The organism is Halobacillus locisalis (assembly GCF_013694105.1).
In the GTDB taxonomy this organism is placed as follows: Bacteria; Bacillota; Bacilli; order Bacillales; family Halobacillaceae; genus Halobacillus; species Halobacillus locisalis.
Map to the genome: position 1 here is coordinate 1,276,769 of NZ_JACEFG010000001.1, position 20,257 is coordinate 1,297,025.

General features: G+C 41.9%; 22 protein-coding genes. 9 read left to right on the top strand and 13 right to left on the bottom strand.

Annotation, left to right across the window (positions count from 1 at the left end; all coding sequences use genetic code 11):
* The first annotated feature begins 62 nt into the window (after window positions 1–62).
* The 3 genes from H0266_RS06740 to H0266_RS06750 all read left to right on the top strand — a co-directional run bounded on the left by H0266_RS06740 (window position 63) and on the right by H0266_RS06750 (window position 2,159).
* Window positions 63–890: an alpha/beta fold hydrolase gene (locus tag H0266_RS06740; protein ID WP_181471594.1), complete on the top strand. Its 828-nt coding sequence runs from the start codon at window positions 63–65 to the stop codon at window positions 888–890.
* A 15-nt stretch (window positions 891–905) separates the two neighbouring features.
* Window positions 906–1,763, top strand: coding sequence for a DUF2268 domain-containing putative Zn-dependent protease (locus H0266_RS06745; protein WP_181471595.1), 858 nt, complete (start codon window positions 906–908; stop codon window positions 1,761–1,763).
* A gap of 198 nt (window positions 1,764–1,961) precedes the next feature.
* On the top strand, window positions 1,962–2,159 hold the full coding sequence (locus H0266_RS06750) for a cold-shock protein (RefSeq protein ID WP_035510016.1): 198 nt from the start codon (window positions 1,962–1,964) through the stop codon (window positions 2,157–2,159).
* A gap of 484 nt (window positions 2,160–2,643) precedes the next feature.
* On the opposite strand, the gene map is transcribed toward H0266_RS06750, so the two are convergent.
* Complete coding sequence (gene map, locus H0266_RS06755; protein ID WP_181471596.1) at window positions 2,644–3,405, bottom strand: type I methionyl aminopeptidase; 762 nt, start codon at window positions 3,403–3,405, stop codon at window positions 2,644–2,646.
* A 91-nt stretch (window positions 3,406–3,496) separates the two neighbouring features.
* Window positions 3,497–4,054, bottom strand: a complete 558-nt coding sequence (locus H0266_RS06760; RefSeq protein ID WP_181471748.1) for a maltose acetyltransferase domain-containing protein — start codon at window positions 4,052–4,054, stop codon at window positions 3,497–3,499.
* 129 nt (window positions 4,055–4,183) lie between these two features.
* Here H0266_RS06760 and H0266_RS06765 point away from each other — a divergent pair, with 129 nt between their 5' ends.
* From H0266_RS06765 to H0266_RS06775, 3 genes are all read left to right on the top strand, one after another.
* Window positions 4,184–4,693 (top strand): GNAT family N-acetyltransferase, encoded by a 510-nt coding sequence (locus tag H0266_RS06765; RefSeq protein WP_246363669.1) that lies wholly within the window; start codon window positions 4,184–4,186, stop codon window positions 4,691–4,693.
* 591 nt (window positions 4,694–5,284) lie between these two features.
* Complete coding sequence (locus tag H0266_RS06770; protein WP_181471598.1) at window positions 5,285–6,007, top strand: ABC transporter ATP-binding protein; 723 nt, start codon at window positions 5,285–5,287, stop codon at window positions 6,005–6,007.
* Complete coding sequence (locus H0266_RS06775) at window positions 6,000–7,646, top strand: putative ABC transporter permease subunit (RefSeq protein WP_181471599.1); 1,647 nt, start codon at window positions 6,000–6,002, stop codon at window positions 7,644–7,646. Before H0266_RS06770 ends, H0266_RS06775 begins: the two co-directional genes overlap by 8 nt.
* Window positions 7,647–7,720: 74 nt before the next feature.
* On the opposite strand, the gene H0266_RS06780 is transcribed toward H0266_RS06775, so the two are convergent.
* On the bottom strand, window positions 7,721–8,140 hold the full coding sequence (locus H0266_RS06780; RefSeq protein ID WP_181471600.1) for a universal stress protein: 420 nt from the start codon (window positions 8,138–8,140) through the stop codon (window positions 7,721–7,723).
* A gap of 332 nt (window positions 8,141–8,472) precedes the next feature.
* Here H0266_RS06780 and H0266_RS06785 point away from each other — a divergent pair, with 332 nt between their 5' ends.
* The gene (locus H0266_RS06785) at window positions 8,473–9,945 is read left to right on the top strand and encodes a SulP family inorganic anion transporter (protein WP_181471601.1); all 1,473 of its coding nucleotides are present in this window, start codon (window positions 8,473–8,475) and stop codon (window positions 9,943–9,945) included.
* Window positions 9,946–9,975: 30 nt separating this feature from the next.
* Here the strand turns inward: H0266_RS06785 and H0266_RS06790 are convergent, their stop codons facing one another.
* Both H0266_RS06790 and H0266_RS06795 read right to left on the bottom strand, forming a co-directional pair.
* Window positions 9,976–10,530, bottom strand: a complete 555-nt coding sequence (locus H0266_RS06790; RefSeq protein ID WP_181471602.1) for a GNAT family N-acetyltransferase — start codon at window positions 10,528–10,530, stop codon at window positions 9,976–9,978.
* A gap of 36 nt (window positions 10,531–10,566) precedes the next feature.
* The gene (locus tag H0266_RS06795) at window positions 10,567–10,935 is read right to left on the bottom strand and encodes a hypothetical protein (protein WP_246363672.1); all 369 of its coding nucleotides are present in this window, start codon (window positions 10,933–10,935) and stop codon (window positions 10,567–10,569) included.
* A gap of 142 nt (window positions 10,936–11,077) precedes the next feature.
* On the opposite strand from H0266_RS06795, the gene H0266_RS06800 reads away from it, so the two are divergent.
* On the top strand, window positions 11,078–11,986 hold the full coding sequence (locus H0266_RS06800; protein WP_181471603.1) for a DMT family transporter: 909 nt from the start codon (window positions 11,078–11,080) through the stop codon (window positions 11,984–11,986).
* A gap of 32 nt (window positions 11,987–12,018) precedes the next feature.
* On the opposite strand, the gene abc-f is transcribed toward H0266_RS06800, so the two are convergent.
* The 3 genes from abc-f to H0266_RS06815 form a co-directional block, all read right to left on the bottom strand.
* Window positions 12,019–13,578 (bottom strand): ribosomal protection-like ABC-F family protein, encoded by a 1,560-nt coding sequence (gene abc-f, locus H0266_RS06805; protein WP_181471604.1) that lies wholly within the window; start codon window positions 13,576–13,578, stop codon window positions 12,019–12,021.
* A 324-nt stretch (window positions 13,579–13,902) separates the two neighbouring features.
* Entirely contained in the window at window positions 13,903–14,091 is a 189-nt protein-coding gene (locus H0266_RS06810) for a hypothetical protein (RefSeq protein WP_181471605.1), read from the bottom strand.
* Between the two features lie 126 nt (window positions 14,092–14,217).
* Window positions 14,218–14,976 (bottom strand): (S)-benzoin forming benzil reductase, encoded by a 759-nt coding sequence (locus H0266_RS06815; protein ID WP_181471606.1) that lies wholly within the window; start codon window positions 14,974–14,976, stop codon window positions 14,218–14,220.
* 122 nt (window positions 14,977–15,098) lie between these two features.
* Between H0266_RS06815 and H0266_RS06820 the strand changes: the two genes are divergently transcribed.
* Window positions 15,099–15,734, top strand: coding sequence for a YczE/YyaS/YitT family protein (locus H0266_RS06820; RefSeq protein ID WP_181471607.1), 636 nt, complete (start codon window positions 15,099–15,101; stop codon window positions 15,732–15,734).
* 20 nt (window positions 15,735–15,754) lie between these two features.
* Here the strand turns inward: H0266_RS06820 and H0266_RS06825 are convergent, their stop codons facing one another.
* The 5 genes from H0266_RS06825 to H0266_RS06845 all read right to left on the bottom strand — a co-directional run bounded on the left by H0266_RS06825 (window position 15,755) and on the right by H0266_RS06845 (window position 20,217).
* Window positions 15,755–16,195: a hypothetical protein gene (locus H0266_RS06825; protein ID WP_181471608.1), complete on the bottom strand. Its 441-nt coding sequence runs from the start codon at window positions 16,193–16,195 to the stop codon at window positions 15,755–15,757.
* A gap of 227 nt (window positions 16,196–16,422) precedes the next feature.
* Window positions 16,423–16,707, bottom strand: a complete 285-nt coding sequence (locus tag H0266_RS06830; protein WP_181471609.1) for a hypothetical protein — start codon at window positions 16,705–16,707, stop codon at window positions 16,423–16,425.
* 305 nt (window positions 16,708–17,012) lie between these two features.
* Window positions 17,013–17,900 (bottom strand): D-amino-acid transaminase, encoded by an 888-nt coding sequence (gene dat, locus H0266_RS06835; RefSeq protein ID WP_181471610.1) that lies wholly within the window; start codon window positions 17,898–17,900, stop codon window positions 17,013–17,015.
* A gap of 201 nt (window positions 17,901–18,101) precedes the next feature.
* Window positions 18,102–18,659, bottom strand: coding sequence for a hypothetical protein (locus H0266_RS06840; protein ID WP_181471611.1), 558 nt, complete (start codon window positions 18,657–18,659; stop codon window positions 18,102–18,104).
* 145 nt (window positions 18,660–18,804) lie between these two features.
* Window positions 18,805–20,217, bottom strand: coding sequence for a SpoVR family protein (locus H0266_RS06845; RefSeq protein ID WP_181471612.1), 1,413 nt, complete (start codon window positions 20,215–20,217; stop codon window positions 18,805–18,807).
* Window positions 20,218–20,257: the final 40 nt, after the last annotated feature.

A 20,257-nucleotide genomic window follows, 5' to 3' on the forward strand; every position in this document is an offset into this window, starting at 1 on the left:
TCAATTTTCTCCATTATAGCTTATATTTGAGTTAAGGAAAAAAGTGAGAGGGGCTAAGCATTATGACGACAACTCTCTTAGATACACCAAAGGGAATTGTAGAGTTTTCATATAAAGGAATTGGACCGACTGTACTTTTGCTAAAAGGTGGACATTCCACTCGAGAAACGGATTTATCACATAGCAGCTTGGTTTATGAGGGATACTCCCTCCTATCTATTTCTAGACCAGGATATGATTACACAGAACCATCTACAGGGAAAACGCCTGAAGCATTTGCGGAAACGATCGTGGATGTGCTTGACCACCTAAACATCAAAACCGTAAACGTTATCGCCATTTCTGCCGGAGGTCCTACAGCTATTGCCTTGGCAGCAAATCACCCAACGCGTGTAGACAAACTGATTTTAGAAGCCGCCCTCACCTCCCCATGGGAAAAGCGTAAAAAACAGCAAGCAAAGCTCCTTTTCGGTCCTGTAGAAAAAGCGGTATGGGGTGGACTACACACGATGCTAAAACTTTTCCCGGACCTAGTCATGAAGCAATTGCTTTCAGAAATGACAACTGAGAATGTCGAGGATTATCTAAATGAGCTATCTCCAAACGACCGTCGCTTCATATACGATATGCTAGCCACGTCTCAATCCGGTAAAGGCTTCGTATTAGACTTGGATCACACAGTGACCGATATGACAAAAATACAAGCACCCGTGCTAGGAATGTATTCACAAAAAGATAAAAGTGTTCTATACACGAATGCACTTCTGCTAAAATCAAAAATCCCGCATTCAGAAGTTTTTGAAGTGAACGCCGATAGTCATCTTATATGGATAGGTAAAGACGCCAAACAAGTGTGGAACAAACGTTTAGAGTTTTTATCTCAAGCATAAATGAGGAGGTACACCATGGATGAGTTGAAATGCACACAAATGTTGGACCGTTTTCTTCTGTTTTATGATCAAGCATCCATAGAACAAGCAGACTTTTCTAGAAAGCTGGAATTATGGACAAAGTATTATGATTTCCCACATGTTCCTCCTGGGTATAAAAAGAACCAACTTTCTAAGGAAATGCTTGAATATGGATGGGGCCAGTATCCTCTTATATACGACCAGATTAAATATTTCGAAATGGACCCTATACATTGGCAGGAAAGACTCAGCCAAATCAAGCAAATCTTAAATGTCCGATCCTCCGTATCAGCCTCCATACTCTTTTTCGTTGGAACCTTTGAAACCGATCCGTTTATCATTGAAGATAAAAATGAATATTTGTTGTGTTTTCCTGTGGAAGTTGGATCTATTGATTTTAGAATGACACAAGAGCTGACCCGTGTTGTCAACTGCACAGAATCAGGAATGGCCCCCAGTCATACAAGAACCCTTGCTCAACTCATCTTTCAAGAAGGCATTGCGTTACATACAGCGCACCAACTTCTGGGTGAGGAACAACGCAATGATGCGATTCCCTACTTCAAGGACGAAGCCTGTACCCGTGAGCCTAATCGTGTCATGATGAACATTCTATCCCACCTAGACCGAACGGACTATGAAGCTCTATACTCCTTCACCAAGGGTACTGGAGCGTCTGGATTTGAGAAAGAAGCGAATTATACTGGTTGGAACCTGGTCGAGTATCTACTTAGTCAAGGAGCTACATTGAATGAACTAGCCTCTCTAAAAGCGGAAGATGTAGACCATTTGGTCGAACGATCCCTTTATTCGATCCTTAATAAAGCGTATCTCACACAGACTCAGGAGTAACAATCCTTATCAAATTGAACTTTTTTCACTTAGGGACTTTCATTCATTTTGGGCTTCTGTTATACTATAGTTAATTATTGTTGTTCGATCAGATTCATGCAAGAGAAGATGTTTCGAAAGATGTCGTCTTGATGGAACTTTGAAGAGCAAGAATAGTAATACAATGTGGATTCTTATCCACGCAGGAGGTAATTGTACATGGTTGAAGGTACAGTAAAATGGTTTAACGCAGAAAAAGGTTTCGGATTTATTGAAGTAGAAGGTCAAGACGACGTCTTCGTACACTTCTCTGCTATTCAAGAAGAAGGTTTCAAGTCTCTTGAAGAAGGACAAGTTGTAACTTTCGAAATCGAAGAAGGTCAGCGTGGACCACAAGCAGCTAACGTTCAAAAATAATAACTTATAAAAAGATTCCCTTCGGGGAATCTTTTTTTTGGTTTCATCACTCTTTTTCTTCATACAATCCCCCTTCGCCCTATTATCACTGCACATCAAAATGCTCATGACACCTTTCAAGCCATCTACTTTCGGTTCTTCAAAGTGAGGAGTGGCCTGTTGCGTGGAAACCTGAACCTCTAAAGATTCAACTTCAATGTGGAGTTCTACTGATGACAGCACCATACTCTGTGAGGTTCTGTTCGCACTATTTGTAGCATAGTGGGATGGAAAACGCGGAGCCTCCCGCGGAGAGGGACCTAGGCGAGACCCCACAGGGAGTGTCAACGAGCGAGGAGGCTTGCCGGCTTCTCCCCGCAGGAGAGCGAGTCGTTTTCCATCCCACGGTGTTCTTATAAGATCTAACAGAACCGTTCCACTGACTTCTTCAACATTCTGAAAAAAGGAGCATCGAAATCATCGATGCTCCTTTTTCATAATTCGATTACTTTTCTTCCTCTTCTTGCTCTGTCAAAATCACCGGTCCGTCTTTCGTAATCGCAACAGTGTGCTCATACTGGGCTGACAACGTTCCATCCACAGTGCGAGCTGTCCAGTTATTCTCATCCATTTCAGTTGCCCATCCACCGATATTGATCATAGGTTCAATCGTGATGACCATTCCTTCTTTTAAGCGCGCTCCTTTTCCTGCTACCCCAAAGTGAGGAATGTATGGGTCTTCGTGGATGGATTCTCCAATTCCATGTCCTGTGAAGTCACGAACAACAGAATATCCTTCTGCCTCGGCATAAGATTGAATCGCATGCCCAATATCACCGATGCGGTTTCCTACTGTCGCTGCTTCAATCCCTTTATAAAGAGACGTTTTCGTTACGTCCATCAATTTACGTGACTCTTCACTAATTTCTCCGACAGCGTGTGTCCAAGCGGAATCCGCCAACGCTCCATTCAAGTTGACGACCATATCGATTGTCACGATGTCACCTTCTTCAAGCCGCTCTTTACGAGGGAAACCATGACACACTTCATCGTTAATGGAAGCACATGTGGTGAATTCATAGCCCTGGTACCCTTTTTGCTCACCAGTCGCTCCACGCTCTGCTAAATATTTCTCAACAAAGTTCTCAATTTCCATTGTTGTCACACCCGGTTTAATAAAAGAGCGCAACTGCTTGTGCACACTAGCAAGAAGCTTTCCCGCCTCGTGCATCAATTCTATTTCTCGTTTACTTTTACGTTTAATCATATTCCCAGTCCTTCCTGTATCTCTTTACGTATCTGCGACTACCCTATTGTATGATATCGAAAAAAGTGACTTGCGACTACCCCGGTGCATGCTATTCTACTGGTTTGATTATTCGTGCAGGATTTCCTGCAATAAAAACATCATCAGGAATATCTTCTGTCACAACAGATCCAGCCCCAACGACTACATTGTTTCCGATTGTTACGCCAGGATTGATGATCGCTCCTCCACCAACCCAAACGTCATCGCCGATCTTTATCGATTTCCCTGACTCCAATCCACTTGCTCTCGTCTTCCTATCCATCGGGTGTGATGATGTATAGATTTGCACGTTCGGACCGATCAACACACGCTTACCAATATGGATGGGACACACATCAAGAAACACACAATTAAAGTTCGCGAAGAAACCTTCTCCGATATGGATATTGTATCCATATTCACAATAGAAGGGAGGTTCTAGACCGTAATCACCTTCAATAGAACCTAATAAGCTTTCGACTAGCTGTTGACGGTAATGGGTTTCTGTATCTTTGGTCCGATTGAGATCATGAGTGATCTGACGAGCTCGAGAGCGTTCGTGAACCAATTCGTCATTCCAAGACTCATACAACTCTCCCGCTATCATTTTTTCTTTTTCTGTCATGATACCACCCTCTTCTGTTGGTCCTGCGGTTCTTTCTTTACTTTATCATACTTTTTCGCTAGGCTGAATTTATCAAGAAAAGCGACCATTCCTTATTCAAAACTAGATAAACTATATGCAGGAGATGATTTTTTGGATACACGTGAACTGAACGGCTCTGATGCCGAAGTTTATTACGAACTACGATTAGAAGCATTATTAACCAATCCTGATGCTTTTATCACTACATATGAGCAAGAGAAACAAAAACCGAACCCACTCAAAACAACCGCCGAGCGGTTAGACTCAGACATCTCCCGAACGTTCGGGCTTTTTATTGAAGAAAAACTTTCAGGGGTCGTAACCGTGATGAAACAAACACACCCGAAGTTTTCTCACAAAGCCACTATTCTTGCTATGTATATCTCCCCTTCGGCAAGAAGAAAAGGCGGAGCTGCAAAACTTCTACAAGAAGTCATCACCTTTGCCAAAGCCATCAACTTGGAGCTTCTCCAGCTTAGTGTTGTGACAGAAAACCAACCCGCTAAGCAACTTTATGAGAAGGTCGGTTTCGAGTCATTCGGGATAGAAGAAAAAGCCATCAAACTCCCTAATCGTTACTTGGATGAAGAACATATGGTCCTTTTCTTACAAAACGAATAGATTCTTAAGTATATTCCATTTAATCCCCCTTATCTTGAAGAGCCCGTTTAGAGATGTTTTGGTGATTTCCGTTACCTCATGAAGTTTTCGAAGGTCCGGGAAATGACTCGCTTTCCGTGGGCATATGCTGAGCTTCCTCAGGCTTCGCCTTGCGGGATCTCACCGGTCATGTACATCCCACAGGAGTCTCGCCATTTCCCGGACCTTCTTGCTTTTATGAGGGGAACGGAAACATAAGATGAGCTGGTTCACCTCCAAAAAAAGCGGCTGTGCGGGTATTTTGCTAGCCAACGCACTGTTCATGTAGTAGGTTCGTTCCACTACATTTTGATAGGGGTGGTTTTGAAACGGCGAGACCCCACAGGGAGTGCAACGACGGAGAAGGCTTGCCGGTTCGCCCGCAGGAAAGCGAGTTGTTTCAAAACCACCCCCTACTCCTCAAAAGGTGACGAACCCAGCAACATCTCGAAATCAAGTGTTCAAGATTACTGCCCGATTATAGAATACATAGAAATAAAATAGCTTCTTAATGAAACATTTTCCAATTTATTACGTATAGAGAAAGACAATGTTTAATAAAGGGTGAAACCAATGATTGAACTAATCAACGTAACGAAAAATTATCCCGGAAAAACAGCCGTACAAGACTTAAGTTTGACGATCCCTGATGGAAAGATCTTCGGTTTCCTCGGACCAAACGGAGCCGGTAAATCGACTACCATCAAAATGATGACTGGTATTCTTCCGATCGACGAAGGAACCATTATGGTAAACGGCAAAGACATGAAGAAAGACACCCTGTCTGCTAAGAGAATCATCGGATATGTACCAGACCGCTCTGATATATTTTTACGATTAAAAGGCATTGAATACTTAAACTTCATTGCTGATGTTTATGATGTTCCTAAGGAAGTTAGGGAAACAAAAATCACCGAACTGACCAAGAAATTCGGAATATATGAAGCTTTGGATGATCATATTCAGACCTACTCCCATGGGATGAAACAGAAGATTGTCGTGAGCGGCGTTTTGTTACATGACCCCGATATCTGGATTCTGGACGAACCTTTAACAGGGCTCGACCCTAAGTCTTCCTACACGTTAAAAGAGATGATGCGCGAACACGCGAATAAGGGGAAGATTGTATTCTTTTCTACACACGTGTTAGAAGTTGTTGAACAATTGTGTGATGAGGTAGCCATCATTAATCATGGGCAAATTCAATTTCAGGGCAATATGGCTGATATGAAACAGCAGTACCAGGAAAATGACAACTTGGAGCGTTTGTTCTTGGAGTTGACCCAAAATGGGTAAAATGTGGACCATCCTAAAAATCATGGTGAAAATGCAGTTATCAATGGCAGGCAAGAGTAATAGCGAGAAAGCGGGATACGGATTTCTATTCGTCTTTATGATCCCATTCGGTATTCTCATTTTGTACACATTGAATACGATGATTGGAACGTTATATACAAACCTTTCCCCTACAGGAAATGAAAATGTGATTTTGGGATTATTGTTTGTATTCATCACGTTCATTTTTATATTCGTCAGCTTAAGTACCGTTCTTAGTTCATTTTACTTCGCTGAAGATGTCGAGTCGTTCATTGCGCTACCTTTTCATCCTTATCAAATCGTAATTGGAAAATCTGCGATTCCTTTTCTATCTTTATATGGAATAAACACGATTCTTTTATTACCCAGCCTGGTATTTTATGGGATACATAGTGAATCCGGTCTATTGTATTATCTGTTCGCTATCATCATTTGGCTGATTACACCGGTTCTTCCTTTTGTTGCAACAGCCATAGTCGTCATGTTCATCATGAGGTTTGCTAATATTTCCAAAAATAAAGATCGAACAAAAGTAATCGTCGGTTTACTCGGATTTGCTTTTGCAATCGGAATCAACGTCCTTCTGAGGTTAGATTCAGAGGGATCGAACGGGGCCGGTATGACCGAGCTGATTACGGAGCAGAATGCATTACTCAGTCTAGTCACGAAGTTCTTTCCAAACGCCTATTTAAGTTCCATCACTCTCACTGACCCTAACTCAATCACTGGCCTGAGCTTTTTGCTATTGTTGCTGGGTGTTGCGGTATTAAGCATCATTCTTTTCATGACCGTTGGACAGCAATGGTATTTCAAAGGTGTTCTCGGTTTATCAGGGGGAAAACGAAGTACGTTCAAAGGTACGGATCTAACGAAGCAAACGAAAAAGAAATCACTCTTATACAGTCTTTGGCAAAAGGAAATCAAAACGATTTTACGGACACCTACTTTTTTCACTCAAATCGTTGTCCAAAGCTTATTTTTCCCTTTGTTCATCGTCATCATTCTGCTACTTGAGGGAAACGGTTCGTTAAGCGATATGGCTACAATGATTAATGGATGGGCAGATAAAACGAAGCTGCTTACACTCTTCGCCTTCACGATTATCGGTCTTGGGATCAACCCGGCTTCTTTCTCATCCATTTCAAGAGACGGCAAGAGTTGGTTCAATCATTTATACTTGCCGATCACTCCAAATACCGTCATCATGAGCAAATTGCTCGTTTCGTTTTTTTTGAACGGGCTTTCATTGATCATCCTAAGTGTGGTCGTTTTATTCTTCTTGAACGTACCTTGGGGAATATGGTCGCTTTGGTTCATCGCTTCCCTTTGCGTCAGTTGGGTGACGAGTATAATCGGTTTGCTATTGGATCTTTACCAACCTAAAATGAACTGGACAGATGAACGCGAAGTCTTTAAGGGGCGCATGATCGGATTGTTCGCTATCGGAATCGACGTGATCGTTTTCGGAGTATTGTTAGTGATTTTGTGGTTCGCCCCGATTTTTTCAAACACGGCTTCCACTTCACTATTTTTATTTTCTTACCTGCTCATTTGCGTTGGTATAGGACAATGGTATTTAAGAAAGATGACAAAAGACAAGTACACTTCCGTGATATAACCTAATCCAAAAATTAGAAATCGCGGCCTATCCTGTAGGCCGCGATTTCTTTTATTCACCAAGCAATGGTTTCATTATTTCACAATCATAACGGGGCATTTTGCGCGTTTCGCCACCTTGTGACTGACGCTTCCGAGCACCATTTCCTGGAGCGCATTGAGGCCTCTGCTCCCAATGATCACTACATCATAGTCTCCCTTATTAGCAAATTCAACAATGGACGGGCCGGGCTCACCGTGCTGGATTTCCACACTATATGGCACATCCTTCTCTTCTAAAATTTGTTCAATCGGTTGAAGGCGCTCGTGCCGGCGCTTTTCAATCGTGACTTTGTCCCCTTCTGTGAGCACGTCTGTTTTGGATTGTTCTCCGTCGACTATATAAATAATGGTGACATCTCCATCTCCTTGCAGATGAGCAAGCTCTGCTGCTCGATCAGCTGTTCGTATAGAGTGTTCTGAACCGTCTGCTGCTAAAAGAATTTTTTTGAACATCTTGGACTCCCCCTGGCTAATTGGTCTATATTCGCTTTTGTTATAAATTCTATATAGTAGGTTTTTTATCCTTCTTAAAACCTACTATGTTTTTACGTATTGTTTACACTCTCCTTCTGTCTAGTAAACATCATTTACAAACGAAAAATATATGTTTTCTTGAATTGGTATGATAAATAGAGAAATTAAACGAATATTGAAGAATGAATCCATTTTATACGCTTACATGCGATTATGAAAATGTCAGTAAGAATGATATAATTCTTTTCGTTCTTGCCGGATTTCAATGCTATTTCGGATAGCAGAATAAAACTGAAGAAAGAGGTGCGCAATTGAACATTCAAACAATTAAACAACAATGGTTTGGAAACGTAAAAAACGACACGCTCTCAGGCATGGTTGTCGCCATGGCACTCATCCCTGAGGCGATCGCTTTCTCTATCATCGCTGGAGTCGACCCCATGGTAGGATTGTACGCTTCCTTCTGTATCGCCGTTGTCATTGCTTTTATTGGTGGACGTCCTGGTATGATATCCGCCGCTACCGGAGCAATGGCTTTGCTTATGGTTACCTTGGTCCGTGATCATGGACTAGAGTATTTATTAGCTGCAACGATTTTGACAGGTATCTTACAGTTTCTCTTAGGTGCTCTTAAGGTCGGACAGTTTATGAAATTCATTCCTAAATCCGTAATGGTAGGTTTCGTGAATGCGTTAGCTATTTTAATTTTCACATCTCAGCTTCCTCACTTTGAAGAAGCGGGAATGGGTATGTATTTAATGGTTGCCGGTTCTTTAGCTATCATATATATCTTGCCAAGATTCACTAAAGCTGTTCCTTCTCCACTGGTAGCTATTGTCGTGATGACAATTGTCGCCGTGACAACTGGAACAGGCTTGAAGACGGTTGGGGATATGGGCGAGCTTTCTAGCACGTTACCAATCTTTTTAATTCCTGATATTCCGTTGAACTTTGAAACATTGCAAATTATCTTCCCGATTTCACTAGCTCTTGCCTTCGTCGGTTTGCTTGAATCCTTGCTTACTGCTCAGATCGTTGACGATATGACAGATACGACAAGTGATAAAAACAAAGAAGCACGTGGACAAGGTGTCGCAAACGTCGTGTCGGGAATGTTCGGGGGCATGGCCGGTTGTGCCATGATCGGGCAATCTGTCATCAACGTATCTTCTGGTGGGCGAGGTCGTTTATCTACGCTCGTCGCTGGTATTTTCATGATGTTGTTGATCATTGTTTTCAATGACTTACTTGTACAAATACCAATGGCTGTTCTCGTAGGCGTTATGATTATGGTTTCGATCGGAACATTTGACTGGGGATCGCTCACGAAATTCAAAAGAGCACCGATCACAGACTCTGTTGTTATGGTTGTAACCGTTGGGACGGTTGTTCAAACTCACGACTTATCTAAGGGTGTACTAGCAGGTGTAATCTTAAGTGCGATTTTCTTCGTTGTAAAGATTTCCAAAGTAAAAGTAGAAGAAATGTACGAGAAGAGCACAAAAACGATGGTTTACGAAGTCAAAGGTCAAGTATTCTTCGCCTCAACAGACAACATGATGGAGCACTTCGATTATAATGTAGAAGCCGAAATGATCCGTATCGATTTCACAGAAGCTCATGTATGGGATGATTCTGGTGTAGCAGCGATCGATAAGCTTGTTCTTAAATTTAGAGAGTATGGGAAAGACGTAGAAATTGTCGGACTCAACAAAGACAGTTCAAAGTTAGTCGATCGTCTAGGTGTGTATCATCAGTCGAATGCATCGATTTCGAACCATTAATATGTAACAAGCGTGTGATTCAATAGTGAATCACACGCTTGTTTGTTTTTCTAGCCATTCATTCTTTAATATGCCAAGGATACATGAATCTCGCCACTGCCCTTTAATAAGAATATCCTTCCGTAACAGCCCCTCTTGAACCATGCCCGCTTTTTCGAGCACTCGAATAGAGGGTTGATTTCTAGGGTCACATGATGCTGCCAACCGATGAAGTTCACATTTCTCGAAACTATGCTTCATCATCAATTCCACCGCTTGCGTGGCAAATCCCTTTCCCCAATGTTCATGATGAATGACAAAACCGATTTCTCCCACTCCGTCCCAATCGGTAATGTTCATCTCTATATTTCCAATAATTGAATCTGTTTCTTTTAAAACAATAGCAAAGACAAACCTGCTTCTGTGTCTCCGCTCCCAATCTCTGATGGCTTGTGAAATAAAGAACCTCGAATCTTCTTCCTTGTTTGGTCCCCATGGTTGAAATTTACACACATCTTCCTGTGAAGCGTACTCATGAAGTTGAGACCAGTCATCCTGAGTGACTTCTCTTAAATAGAGCGTGTCATTCTCCTCTAATATAGTCACTTCTTGTCACCTCAGTCCTTTAAAAGATGGGTCAACTCAGCCGGAAGACTGGCTCTTAACCGCCTCGATCCACTTTATTGGAGAGTGTTGCACTAAAAATGTCCTCACTCCCTTATTGGTGTGCAGGTATAGGAGTCCTTGGTCACCTGAGAACGATTTATAAGAAACATCGTGAAGGTCTCGCAGGTCAATGGACTCTGTCGGCGTCAGCACTTGATCATCATATAAATCTAAGCTGAGATGTTCTTCTAGATAATATTGTCGGTTGTTCTCAATGACACGCTTCTTATGGATCACAGGTTGGGAATAGATCAATGACAGCTTCCTTTCTATGAATTCGGACGTATAGTTCTCTAAGTATACCTCACCTTGTCCCTCATGTCTGCTTTTGTCTCTTTTTGTCACGTTTATATAGGTGTGCTAACGCTAAACCCTTTCATTCGCGCTCCAGATATATTAGGATTATAAAGGTGTTTTTATAATCAACGCTTATATTGAGAATAGTAAAGGAAACGTTACATCATCACTACTTACAGGAGGAACGACTATGAGTGATCGAAATAAAGGAATTATCCTTCTACTTATATCGGCTTTTGGATTCTCCATGATGGCCGCTTTGGTCAAGTTATCTGGAGATGTGCCAACTGTCCAGAAAACCTTATTCCGAAACCTCGTTTCAGCGATCATCGCATTCGGTTTCGTCATGTATAACAAAGAGCGGCTATTCGGGAAGAAAGAAAACCAAAAGTTACTGCTCTCCCGTTCCGCTATGGGAACGATAGGCATGGTTTTATTTTTCTATGCGATCGACAACTTAGTTTTATCCGATGCTGATATGTTAAATAAATTAAGCCCCTTTCTCCTCATTATCTTTTCAGCCTTATTTCTGAAAGAGAAGGCAAGGCTATACCAAATCGTTTCGATTATTATCGCCTTTCTGGGGACATTGCTCATCATCAAACCAGCGTTTACGGTTGAGTTCATCCCTTATTTGGCAGGAGTAGGTTCAGCCATTTTTGCTGCAGGAGCTTACACATTGCTACGCGTGCTAGGGAATAAAGAAAAGTTTTACACGATCGTCTTTTACTTCTCTTTCTTCACAACCGTAACACTACTGCCGTTTACGATCGCTTTTTATGAACCGATGAGTGTCGAACAGTGGATCTACTTACTATCAGCCGGGGCCTTTGCGACTCTCGGGCAATTCGGATTAACTATAGCCTATAAGTTTGCACCAGCGAGAGAAATATCAATATTCTTCTACTCAACCGTAGTGTATTCAGCCTTGATCAGTATATTCTTGTTCGGTCAAGTACCGGATGCTTTAAGTATCCTCGGCTACTTCACAATCTTCGGCGCTTCTTTCTATATGTTCATTAAAAACAATAGACAAGCCGTGAAAGACACTGTAGATAAACAACAAATCAAAACACGACAAACAAGTAAACAAATGTAAGAAAAAAGCGACCATCTCTCGGTCGCTTTTTGTTATTTTGATTCTTTCAACTGCTGTAACGTCACTTGATATTGCCTCTCAAGCTCTTCTTTATCCTCGCCTGGAGATAATACGCTTATACGACTGATTAATTCAGTCAGTCGATTTTGCAAGGTCAATTGATCATATTCATCCGTTTGTCTCGGTTTTGGTTCCTGCCATTCCTTTAATGTTCCACTAAAATGGGTCAATTCTTGATTCTCCACCACCCATAAATGATCAGCCGTCCGATCGACAAAAGTGCGATCATGACTGACGAACAATATCGTCCCAGGATAAGCTCTCACCAATTCTTCCAATGCTTTTGCGGCTTCGATATCTAAATGATTAGTCGGCTCATCTAAAATCAACATATGTGCTTTCCTCGTAAGTAAACGAGCTAGAGCAAGCTTCACACGTTCGCCACCACTCAATACGGCTATTCTCTTATTCATATCTTCTTCATTGAAACTTAAACGGGCTAAGATCATCCGTATGGTTGACTCTTGCAAAGGACTATCTTTACTTACAAAGTGGTACACACCCTCCTCCTCAGGTAAGGATTCTACATTTTGATTAAAGTAACCAATTTCAATACCCTTTTTGAAGAGAGAGTCTTTCTTGTTTAACATATGATGGACTAACGTCGTTTTCCCCGAACCATTGGCTCCGATCAATGCGATTTTTTTGCTTGTTTCAATAGTGGCGTGATCTATTTGAAATAATCGCTTATGACCTGCCTGAACGATTTCATCTTTCAATATGGCTAATACTTTGCTATGAACTTCCTCTGTTTGACCATCACCCATGTTGACCTGATGCCATTCAAACGGTTTCTCCACCTTCTCAAGCCTCTGCAGTCTCTGCTCTAAAGTCTTACTTACGCGTTCTACTTTCCCTTGTTTAGTAGCCGCTTTATTCTTTCCTAATTGCCATTCTGAGTTCCCCATTCTCTTAGGGGGTTTTCTCATTTTCTTAGACTGGTCGTTTTTCTGCCTGGCTCTTTCTTCAAGTCTTTTCTTTTCTTGTATATATTGCTCATACTTCTTCTGTTGTTGACGCTTCTCTTGTTCTTTGGCATGTTCATAAAAAGAGTAATCGCCGTTATACACGGTCAGCTTCCCTTGATCCAGCTCCCATATTTGATCGCAAACATGATCCAACAACATCCGGTCATGAGACACAACTACATAAGCACCTTCATGAGTAGACAACTGATGCTCCAACTGTTCTATATGATTCCAGTCCAGATTGTTTGTCGGTTCGTCTAAGAAAAGAAGGGGGTGATTTTCTTTGAAAATTTGATCGAGCCTCTCGAGCGTCTGTTCTCCCCCACTCTTACCCTTATCCTTTCTTCCTTCCAATTGCTTTAACCAACTGACTTGTGTCCACCAATCCACTTGAGGAGAACCTTCTAATTCTCCTAGTAAATAATGAAGCAGCAAAGTTTTTCCTTGACCATTTTTACCGACTAAACCAATACGGTCTCCTTTATGGATCGAGAGCTCAGGAATCTTTAGCAGCGTCCGGTCTGCTATTGAATAATCTATATTTATCGCTTTCATTAACAACATAAAAAAACCTCCCTGATCCGCTTCAGAAAGGCATAGGTCCCCGCTCATTAGAAAGAAACTCCGGTATAGGGAAGATTCTTTTAAGCAATGAATAAATGAAAAATGGGCAGACTAATCCTGTATTCTGAAACGAGTGAATGTTATCTATTCGGCTCGTGAGATGAAACAGAATTAGTACTTCATTGCTTAAAACTTCATTCCCTTCTGTTTTGATTAGTTCTATTATAAGATAAAAGATATGGAAAGAGCAACTCAAATTACACGAGTGATCCATTAAGTTTTGTACTTGACTTAAACTCGGAGAACGTTTCTTGCTGTCGCGATCTACATCCCCCCTGCATCTCCTCCCATGTCCCCGTCCCCACCATGAACATCTCTATGATCTACATCGGTAGGCATTGAGTGGCCATTATGATCTTCACCATAGTTCCCATCGATTCCCCAGCTTTTTAACTTGAGACTCACCGTGACAATTAGACCAACTATAAAAGTCATGAATAGAAACCCAGCCATGCATACTACCTCCTTGTTATTATGTACGAAAAACTAATGAGAACGTTTCAATATTTTCCTTTTTACGGGCGTGGAACATAGCAAAAGCTCAGAGTCTATAGACTCTGAGCTTCAGTATCTAACCGATTATTGATCTATTAAATCATAGAGCTTATATACTTTGCCGTTTACGATTTTCTTCGGTTGATTGATCAAATCCATAAGCACAGCCGCCACTTCATCTGGGGACCTTAGTGCTCCTTCTTCTTTCATTTTTTTGAATTTATCAACATCCGCAAAGGCTTCTTCGGATGCAGATCGAATTTCACTTTGCATTTCTGTATCCATTACACCCGGGCTATAAGCAAGTATAATGTGCCCTTTTCCTTCTTGTTCGAGAGCTAATGTCTCTGTAAAACGGTTAATAGCTGCCTTCGTGCTGCTATAGGTACTCCAGCCATGAATCGTCTTCTCAGCAGCCCCGGAGGTTACATTAATGATTGATGTATGCACTTCACGGTCATTCGCTTCACCAATGATACGGTTCACTAACATAATCGGTGCCGTCAGATTAACCTGGATATGCGTGCGAATAGCACCAGGATCCAAACTTCCAACCGTATCAATGGGCTCAATCACCCCAGCGTTGTTCACAACATATACATAGTGAGTATCCTCATGAAAAGCGATACGCACGATTTGCTCTAACGCTTCATCTAGATCATGTTGATCACTTAGGTCGCACGATATATGTTCATAACTTACTCCTCTTTCTTCAGCTAACGTCTTCAATGCCGCATTTTCATTACGAGATAATGCAATCACATTGACGTTCTTCTCCATCAGCTGTCTAGCAATGGCTTCTCCTAACCCTCTTGATGCGCCTGTTACAATAGCATACTGCATGTCCTCATTCTCCTTTTTTACAATGTAGTGTTACATCTGTTAGTACTTCGAACTCCTTTACATCTGAAAAAGCAACGTTTATGATAAACGAAGCACTCACTGACAGACAGAAGGGATTAATCATGAAATACGTATACTTATTTATCATTTATGCTGGTGGACTTGTGTTGTCGAGTCTCGGGCTTGCCTTAATTATACAATCCGGTTTAGGTGTCGGACCCGGCGACAGCGTTGCTGTTGGCCTCTCGATGCACTTACCTATAACCGTCGGCAGTGTCATGATTATAGCATTTATTATCTTACTCCTCGTTAATGCTTGGTTGGAGAAAAAACGTCCTCAATATGAGTCTCTCATTCCGATTATTATCCGCGGCCGCACAGTCGACCTATTCCTATACGGATGGCTAGAGAACGTCGAGTATGAAATGTGGTGGGCACAATGGGGAATCTTCACGTTGGGGTTAATCGCTACAGCCGTAGGAGTGGCCGTTTACTTACGTACACCCTTCCCACGCATCCCTCTTGATCACTTCATGATGATCATGAATGAAAAAACAAATCAGTCGAAGAGCTCTGTAAGAATCTATTCCGAGTCCGGCATGGCTTTGATCGGTTTTCTATTAGGTGCTCCAGTAGGTTTAGGAACACTCATTGTGGCCCTTTTACTGGGACCGTTTATTCAATGGTCTTACCAAGTGGCCCGACCGATTGCGTCATTGTGGCTCGATACAAGCCCTTCACCCCAAAAAAAAGCATGAACTTGATGTTCATGCTTTTTTTATTTCTCCGTAAAGTCTAATTCTGTAATCCCTGATTCTTCTAACTTTTGTCCAATTTGTTCTTCAAATTGGATACGCTTCTCCATCATTTCTTCAGTCATTTCCCCTTTTGGAGCACCGAATTGCTTCACCATCTCTTTGTCAGCAAGCTTCTCGACCAACTTATCCCAAAAACTGAACTCATCATATTCCTCTACGTACGTATCCAATAACTTGGATTCAAAATCGACGTCAAGGTCATGAATGTCCATTTCTTTTTGGTGGACAACGAGATCATCCAAACCTGCCTGATTATAATTTGATAATACCAGCTCACGCATTTCCTCAAAATCTTCATCCAAATCCATTTTAGTGGAGTTCACCATCCACGTTCCTAAGTACACGGCTTCAATCAGCTTTTTATATTGTTTTTCCGTCATTTCAAGATGAACCGATGCCATCACAATCTCCTCCAATCTTTCTTTGGAATTATAGCATGTACCATATCTATCCCCAAAATAATTAGTGAATAAACAACTGACTTTTTTCAAAAAGTTATCTCTTCGCATAATCCCCCTTATCTTGAAGACTTGAGGGTGAGGTGTTTGGGTCCTCTACTGAAGTAAGAAAAGGGCGTGGTGGGAAATGACTCGCTTTCCTGTGGTGAGCCGCCGAGCCTCCTCGGTCGTTAACACTCCCTGTGGGGTCTCGCCTGAGCCCTTATCCCACGGGAGTCTCGCCATTTTCCACCACACCCGTCCATATTTGGATCGTCGGACCATTCATTGATGAAAAGAAGCACGTCTGTCTGAATAGGCTGAGTAAATGTCCGATAAATTGCCACTCTTGTCCGAATCGTAAGGAAATGTCCGATATAGAGGATCACTTGTCCTGATTGAGCAGATAGATGTCTGAAATCGTACATCTGTCGTCCTGATTGCTCAGGTAAATGTCCGAATTGGGGTGTGTTCATCCAATACATCCCGCTGGAGTCGCATTGTTCACGTCCCCACTTTTCGGGATGTGATTTCGTGAGACTATTTTGGCAAGGGGAGATGGGGAACGGGGCGACTCCTGTGGGATTAAGTGGGACAGCTGAGACCCCGGAGAGCTTTAGCTCGAGGAGGCTCAGCGCCCGCCCCACGGAAAGCGACTCGTTCCCCATCTCCCCCCTTCCTCACTACAAAAGTCTCGAAATTGAGTGTTCAAGGTTACTGCCCGATTATTGAACATAAAAACCGGTAAAGAATGAACTCTTTACCGGTTTTCATGATTTATTTATGCGTGTGTACCTTGATTGAAAATCGACTCGTCAGACGTAATCTTAGCGTCTTTTTCATAACATTTTTGAAGAGTTCTTGTGATATTACCTGGCTCGCCATTCCCGATGGTTTGTTCCCCAATTTGTATAATCGGCATGACTTCGGCCGTGCTGCTTGATAAGAAGATTTCATCGGCGTTCTGAATATCATCCAGATGGAAAGCTTTTTCTATGAATGGAATCGACTCTTCTTCGCAGAAACGCTCAATCCCCAACCGAACACAACCATGTAAGATGTTTTTCTTCGGAGGATGTGTGTGCACCTTGCCGTCTTTTACGAGATACACGTTTGAGGAGCTGCACTCGGTTACTTCACCCTCTTTGTGTAGGATTGCTTCGAAACAACCTTGTTCTTTTGCGGTTTGCTTAGCTAACACGTTCGGCAAGAGATTCAAGCTCTTAATATAACACCAATCCCAACGCACGTCTGGTTGCGTAATCGCATGAACACCTGTTTTCAGCTTTTCTACCGGACGAGGTAAGTCTTTGACATAGGCGTACATATTCGGCTGTGGAATTGCCGGAAAAGCATGGTCTCTCGGAGCTGATCCCCTAGTAATTTGTAAGTATACTTTTGCATCGCCCTGAATATCATTGACCTTCAATAATTTCTCCAAATGATGATAAAGGTCTTCTTTTGGGTAAGGTACGGTTAATTTGATCGCATCAGCCGACCGATATAATCGTTCTACGTGTTCGTCAATTAAATAATAGCTTCCGTTATAGACCCGGATGACCTCGTAAATACCATCCCCGAACTGAAGTCCTCTTTCTTCAAACGGGTAGGTCAGTCGATCTTGCTGTACAAATTCTTTTTCTGTAAGGATTTGGTTATAAATTGTCATCTAGGATCCTCCTCTATACTTTTTATGGTTAAGCATTAGTTTATCAGAAAATTCATGATTCTTGGAGGCGAAAGGTGAATTCTTTCTAATACATGCCTAAGTACCTATGAATGACAACTAGGTTTATGCATGATTCTTTGTATCATCACGTGATAAGACCAAATAGAGGACAACCTTCTGAAGAAAGGCTGTCCTCTATGTTTACCTTAAAAGGGGCACAGATAGCTCGAACAAGGCTTCTTCGTTCGGCACTCCATCTTCCATGATCGGATAAAACGAGAGGTCGAGCTCGCGCTGCTCTTCGCTATCCTCTTCACCTTCCTCTGGTTCTGGCAAAGAAAAGTCGTCCACTTGTAGGTATTGGAACGTAGAGAAAGTACCTTCTGCTTTTCCAGTCGTTGTTCCATTGAAGGTTGTCCCTTCCTCATCCACTACCTTAACTAGAAACTGAACCGCTCCATCTTCGCGCTGCCAGTCAGCATCCTCGTTATTAAGAAGATTGTTGCCTTTACGATACCAAAAGCCAAAATACAACCCTTGTTCAGGATAGGAATAATACAGTTCAGATAATTCAAGGCCTGTCCCTTCGATTTTCTGTGAGTCAGGCGAAATCGATACAGGTCTGTTTTCCAACTGCTCCACGAGTGGATACTTCTGATCGTTTACAAGTCGATTATACTCTTTATTATCTACATAAAGAAAAATGACTACGGATAAGACCACAATTAGGCCAATTAATGCTATACGAGTTGCTTTCATTTTCTACTCCACCTCAATATCTATGTATGGTAAATCATGAAAATAGTATAACAGAAGTTCTTATGATCCGAACACTTAGAATAAAAAAAACTGCCCCCGAAAAGTCTTGAACAGACTTTCGCAGACAGTTGATACGACCGTTCACTTAAATGTATTTCTTTTGTACTTTCTTACCACTGTAACTGAAGACGACATCTCGTTGCTCGACTTTTGTCTCCAAGTGAACATTTCTACCCCATAATTGGTACACGTAAGGAAGCGTCTTTTCCAAGTAGCTGACATCCAGCTCCACATCTTCGAAATGATGTTTCAAATATAGTTCTCCACCCTTAAGAAAGTCACCATCTTGTACCGTGATATACGGAAATCCCCCATTCACACGCATCGTTACTAATTGATCTCGCACTGCTTCATGGTCTTTATCGGTCACCTTATATTTTTGTCCTTGCTTTTGGAACAGATATAAGTCTTCTCTTCGAACCAATTCTTTGGTCAAATAGTTGCGTATAAAGCTTTGATCAGACTCAATTTCTCTGACCTCGAAGATTTTCTCGCGGCCTGATCCAGGCATTATGCCATGTTTAATCATTTCTTCAGAGGGGTTGTCGTAACGTTCTTCAATATCTTCAAAAATCTTCAATCCTAAATAATATGGATTTAACTGTGTTTTGGATGGTTGCACAACGCTTGCATTCAGCTTGGCGAAGTCCACCACTTCGTCACTAGTTAAATCCATTTCCCTCAATATTCTTGCATGCCAGTAGGATGCCCAACCTTCGTTCATGATTTTCGTTTCTAGTTGAGGCCAGAAGTACAACATTTCTTCTCTCATCATGGTTAAGATATCCCGCTGCCAATCTTCAAGTTCACGACTGTGCTCTTCAATGAATAGAAGTAGATCCTTCTCTGGTCTTGGTGGAAACTTCTTCTTTTTTCTATAGGCAGAGCGATCCTCAGAGGACGATTCTTCCATTTTCCATAAGTCATCATATGGCGTCGCCTTCGTTACCTCCCCGCTTTCTTCCTCGTCATCCACTGACCACGCAAGCTTCGGTCTGACCAAAGAAGGATCGATATGTTCCTGAACAGCTAATACAGCATCCAAAAAAGATTCAACTTCTTCTTTTCCGTAAATTCGATCATATTCAGCTATTCGCTCAGCAGTTGCGGACATGCTCTCCACCATATCACGCTTTGTATTTTGAAAACGAGCATTGTTTTTGAAGAAATCACAATGAGCCAGTACATGGGCGACAATCAATTTGTTTTGAATCAAGCTATTTGAATTCAATAAAAAGGCATAGCACGGGTTCGAGTTGATCACCAATTCATAAATTTTACTTAACCCGAGGTCATACTGTAATTTCATCTTGTAGTATTGTTTACCGAAGCTCCAGTGTGAAAATCGTGTCGGCATTCCGTAAGCACCAAATGTATAAATAATGTCATCAGGACAAACCTCATAACGCATAGGATAAAAGTCTAAACCGAAACCCTTCGCAATTTCCGTAATTTCTTGTATGGCATATTTGAGCTTTCTTTGCTCGTCTGGTTTCAAAGGTGCCCCCTCCTTCGATTTCGCTTATCTTACTATATGA

Bases quoted from the DNA above. Each gene is read 5' to 3' on its own strand.
- map (WP_181471596.1), bottom strand. From the start codon at position 3,405: ATGATTAAACGTAAAAGTAAACGAGAAATAGAATTGATGCACGAGGCG.
- H0266_RS06745 (WP_181471595.1), top strand. From the start codon at position 906: ATGGATGAGTTGAAATGCACACAAATGTTGGACCGTTTTCTTCTGTTT.
- H0266_RS06830 (WP_181471609.1), bottom strand. From the start codon at position 16,707: ATGAACACACCCCAATTCGGACATTTACCTGAGCAATCAGGACGACAG.
- H0266_RS06800 (WP_181471603.1), top strand. From the start codon at position 11,078: ATGAGTGATCGAAATAAAGGAATTATCCTTCTACTTATATCGGCTTTT.
- abc-f (WP_181471604.1), bottom strand. From the start codon at position 13,578: ATGTTGTTAATGAAAGCGATAAATATAGATTATTCAATAGCAGACCGG.
- H0266_RS06780 (WP_181471600.1), bottom strand. From the start codon at position 8,140: ATGTTCAAAAAAATTCTTTTAGCAGCAGACGGTTCAGAACACTCTATA.
- H0266_RS06740 (WP_181471594.1), top strand. From the start codon at position 63: ATGACGACAACTCTCTTAGATACACCAAAGGGAATTGTAGAGTTTTCA.
- H0266_RS06840 (WP_181471611.1), bottom strand. From the start codon at position 18,659: ATGAAAGCAACTCGTATAGCATTAATTGGCCTAATTGTGGTCTTATCC.
- H0266_RS06820 (WP_181471607.1), top strand. From the start codon at position 15,099: ATGAAATACGTATACTTATTTATCATTTATGCTGGTGGACTTGTGTTG.
- H0266_RS06810 (WP_181471605.1), bottom strand. From the start codon at position 14,091: ATGGCTGGGTTTCTATTCATGACTTTTATAGTTGGTCTAATTGTCACG.
- H0266_RS06770 (WP_181471598.1), top strand. From the start codon at position 5,285: ATGATTGAACTAATCAACGTAACGAAAAATTATCCCGGAAAAACAGCC.
- dat (WP_181471610.1), bottom strand. From the start codon at position 17,900: ATGACAATTTATAACCAAATCCTTACAGAAAAAGAATTTGTACAGCAA.
- H0266_RS06775 (WP_181471599.1), top strand. From the start codon at position 6,000: ATGGGTAAAATGTGGACCATCCTAAAAATCATGGTGAAAATGCAGTTA.
- H0266_RS06815 (WP_181471606.1), bottom strand. From the start codon at position 14,976: ATGCAGTATGCTATTGTAACAGGCGCATCAAGAGGGTTAGGAGAAGCC.
- H0266_RS06750 (WP_035510016.1), top strand. From the start codon at position 1,962: ATGGTTGAAGGTACAGTAAAATGGTTTAACGCAGAAAAAGGTTTCGGA.
- H0266_RS06825 (WP_181471608.1), bottom strand. From the start codon at position 16,195: ATGGCATCGGTTCATCTTGAAATGACGGAAAAACAATATAAAAAGCTG.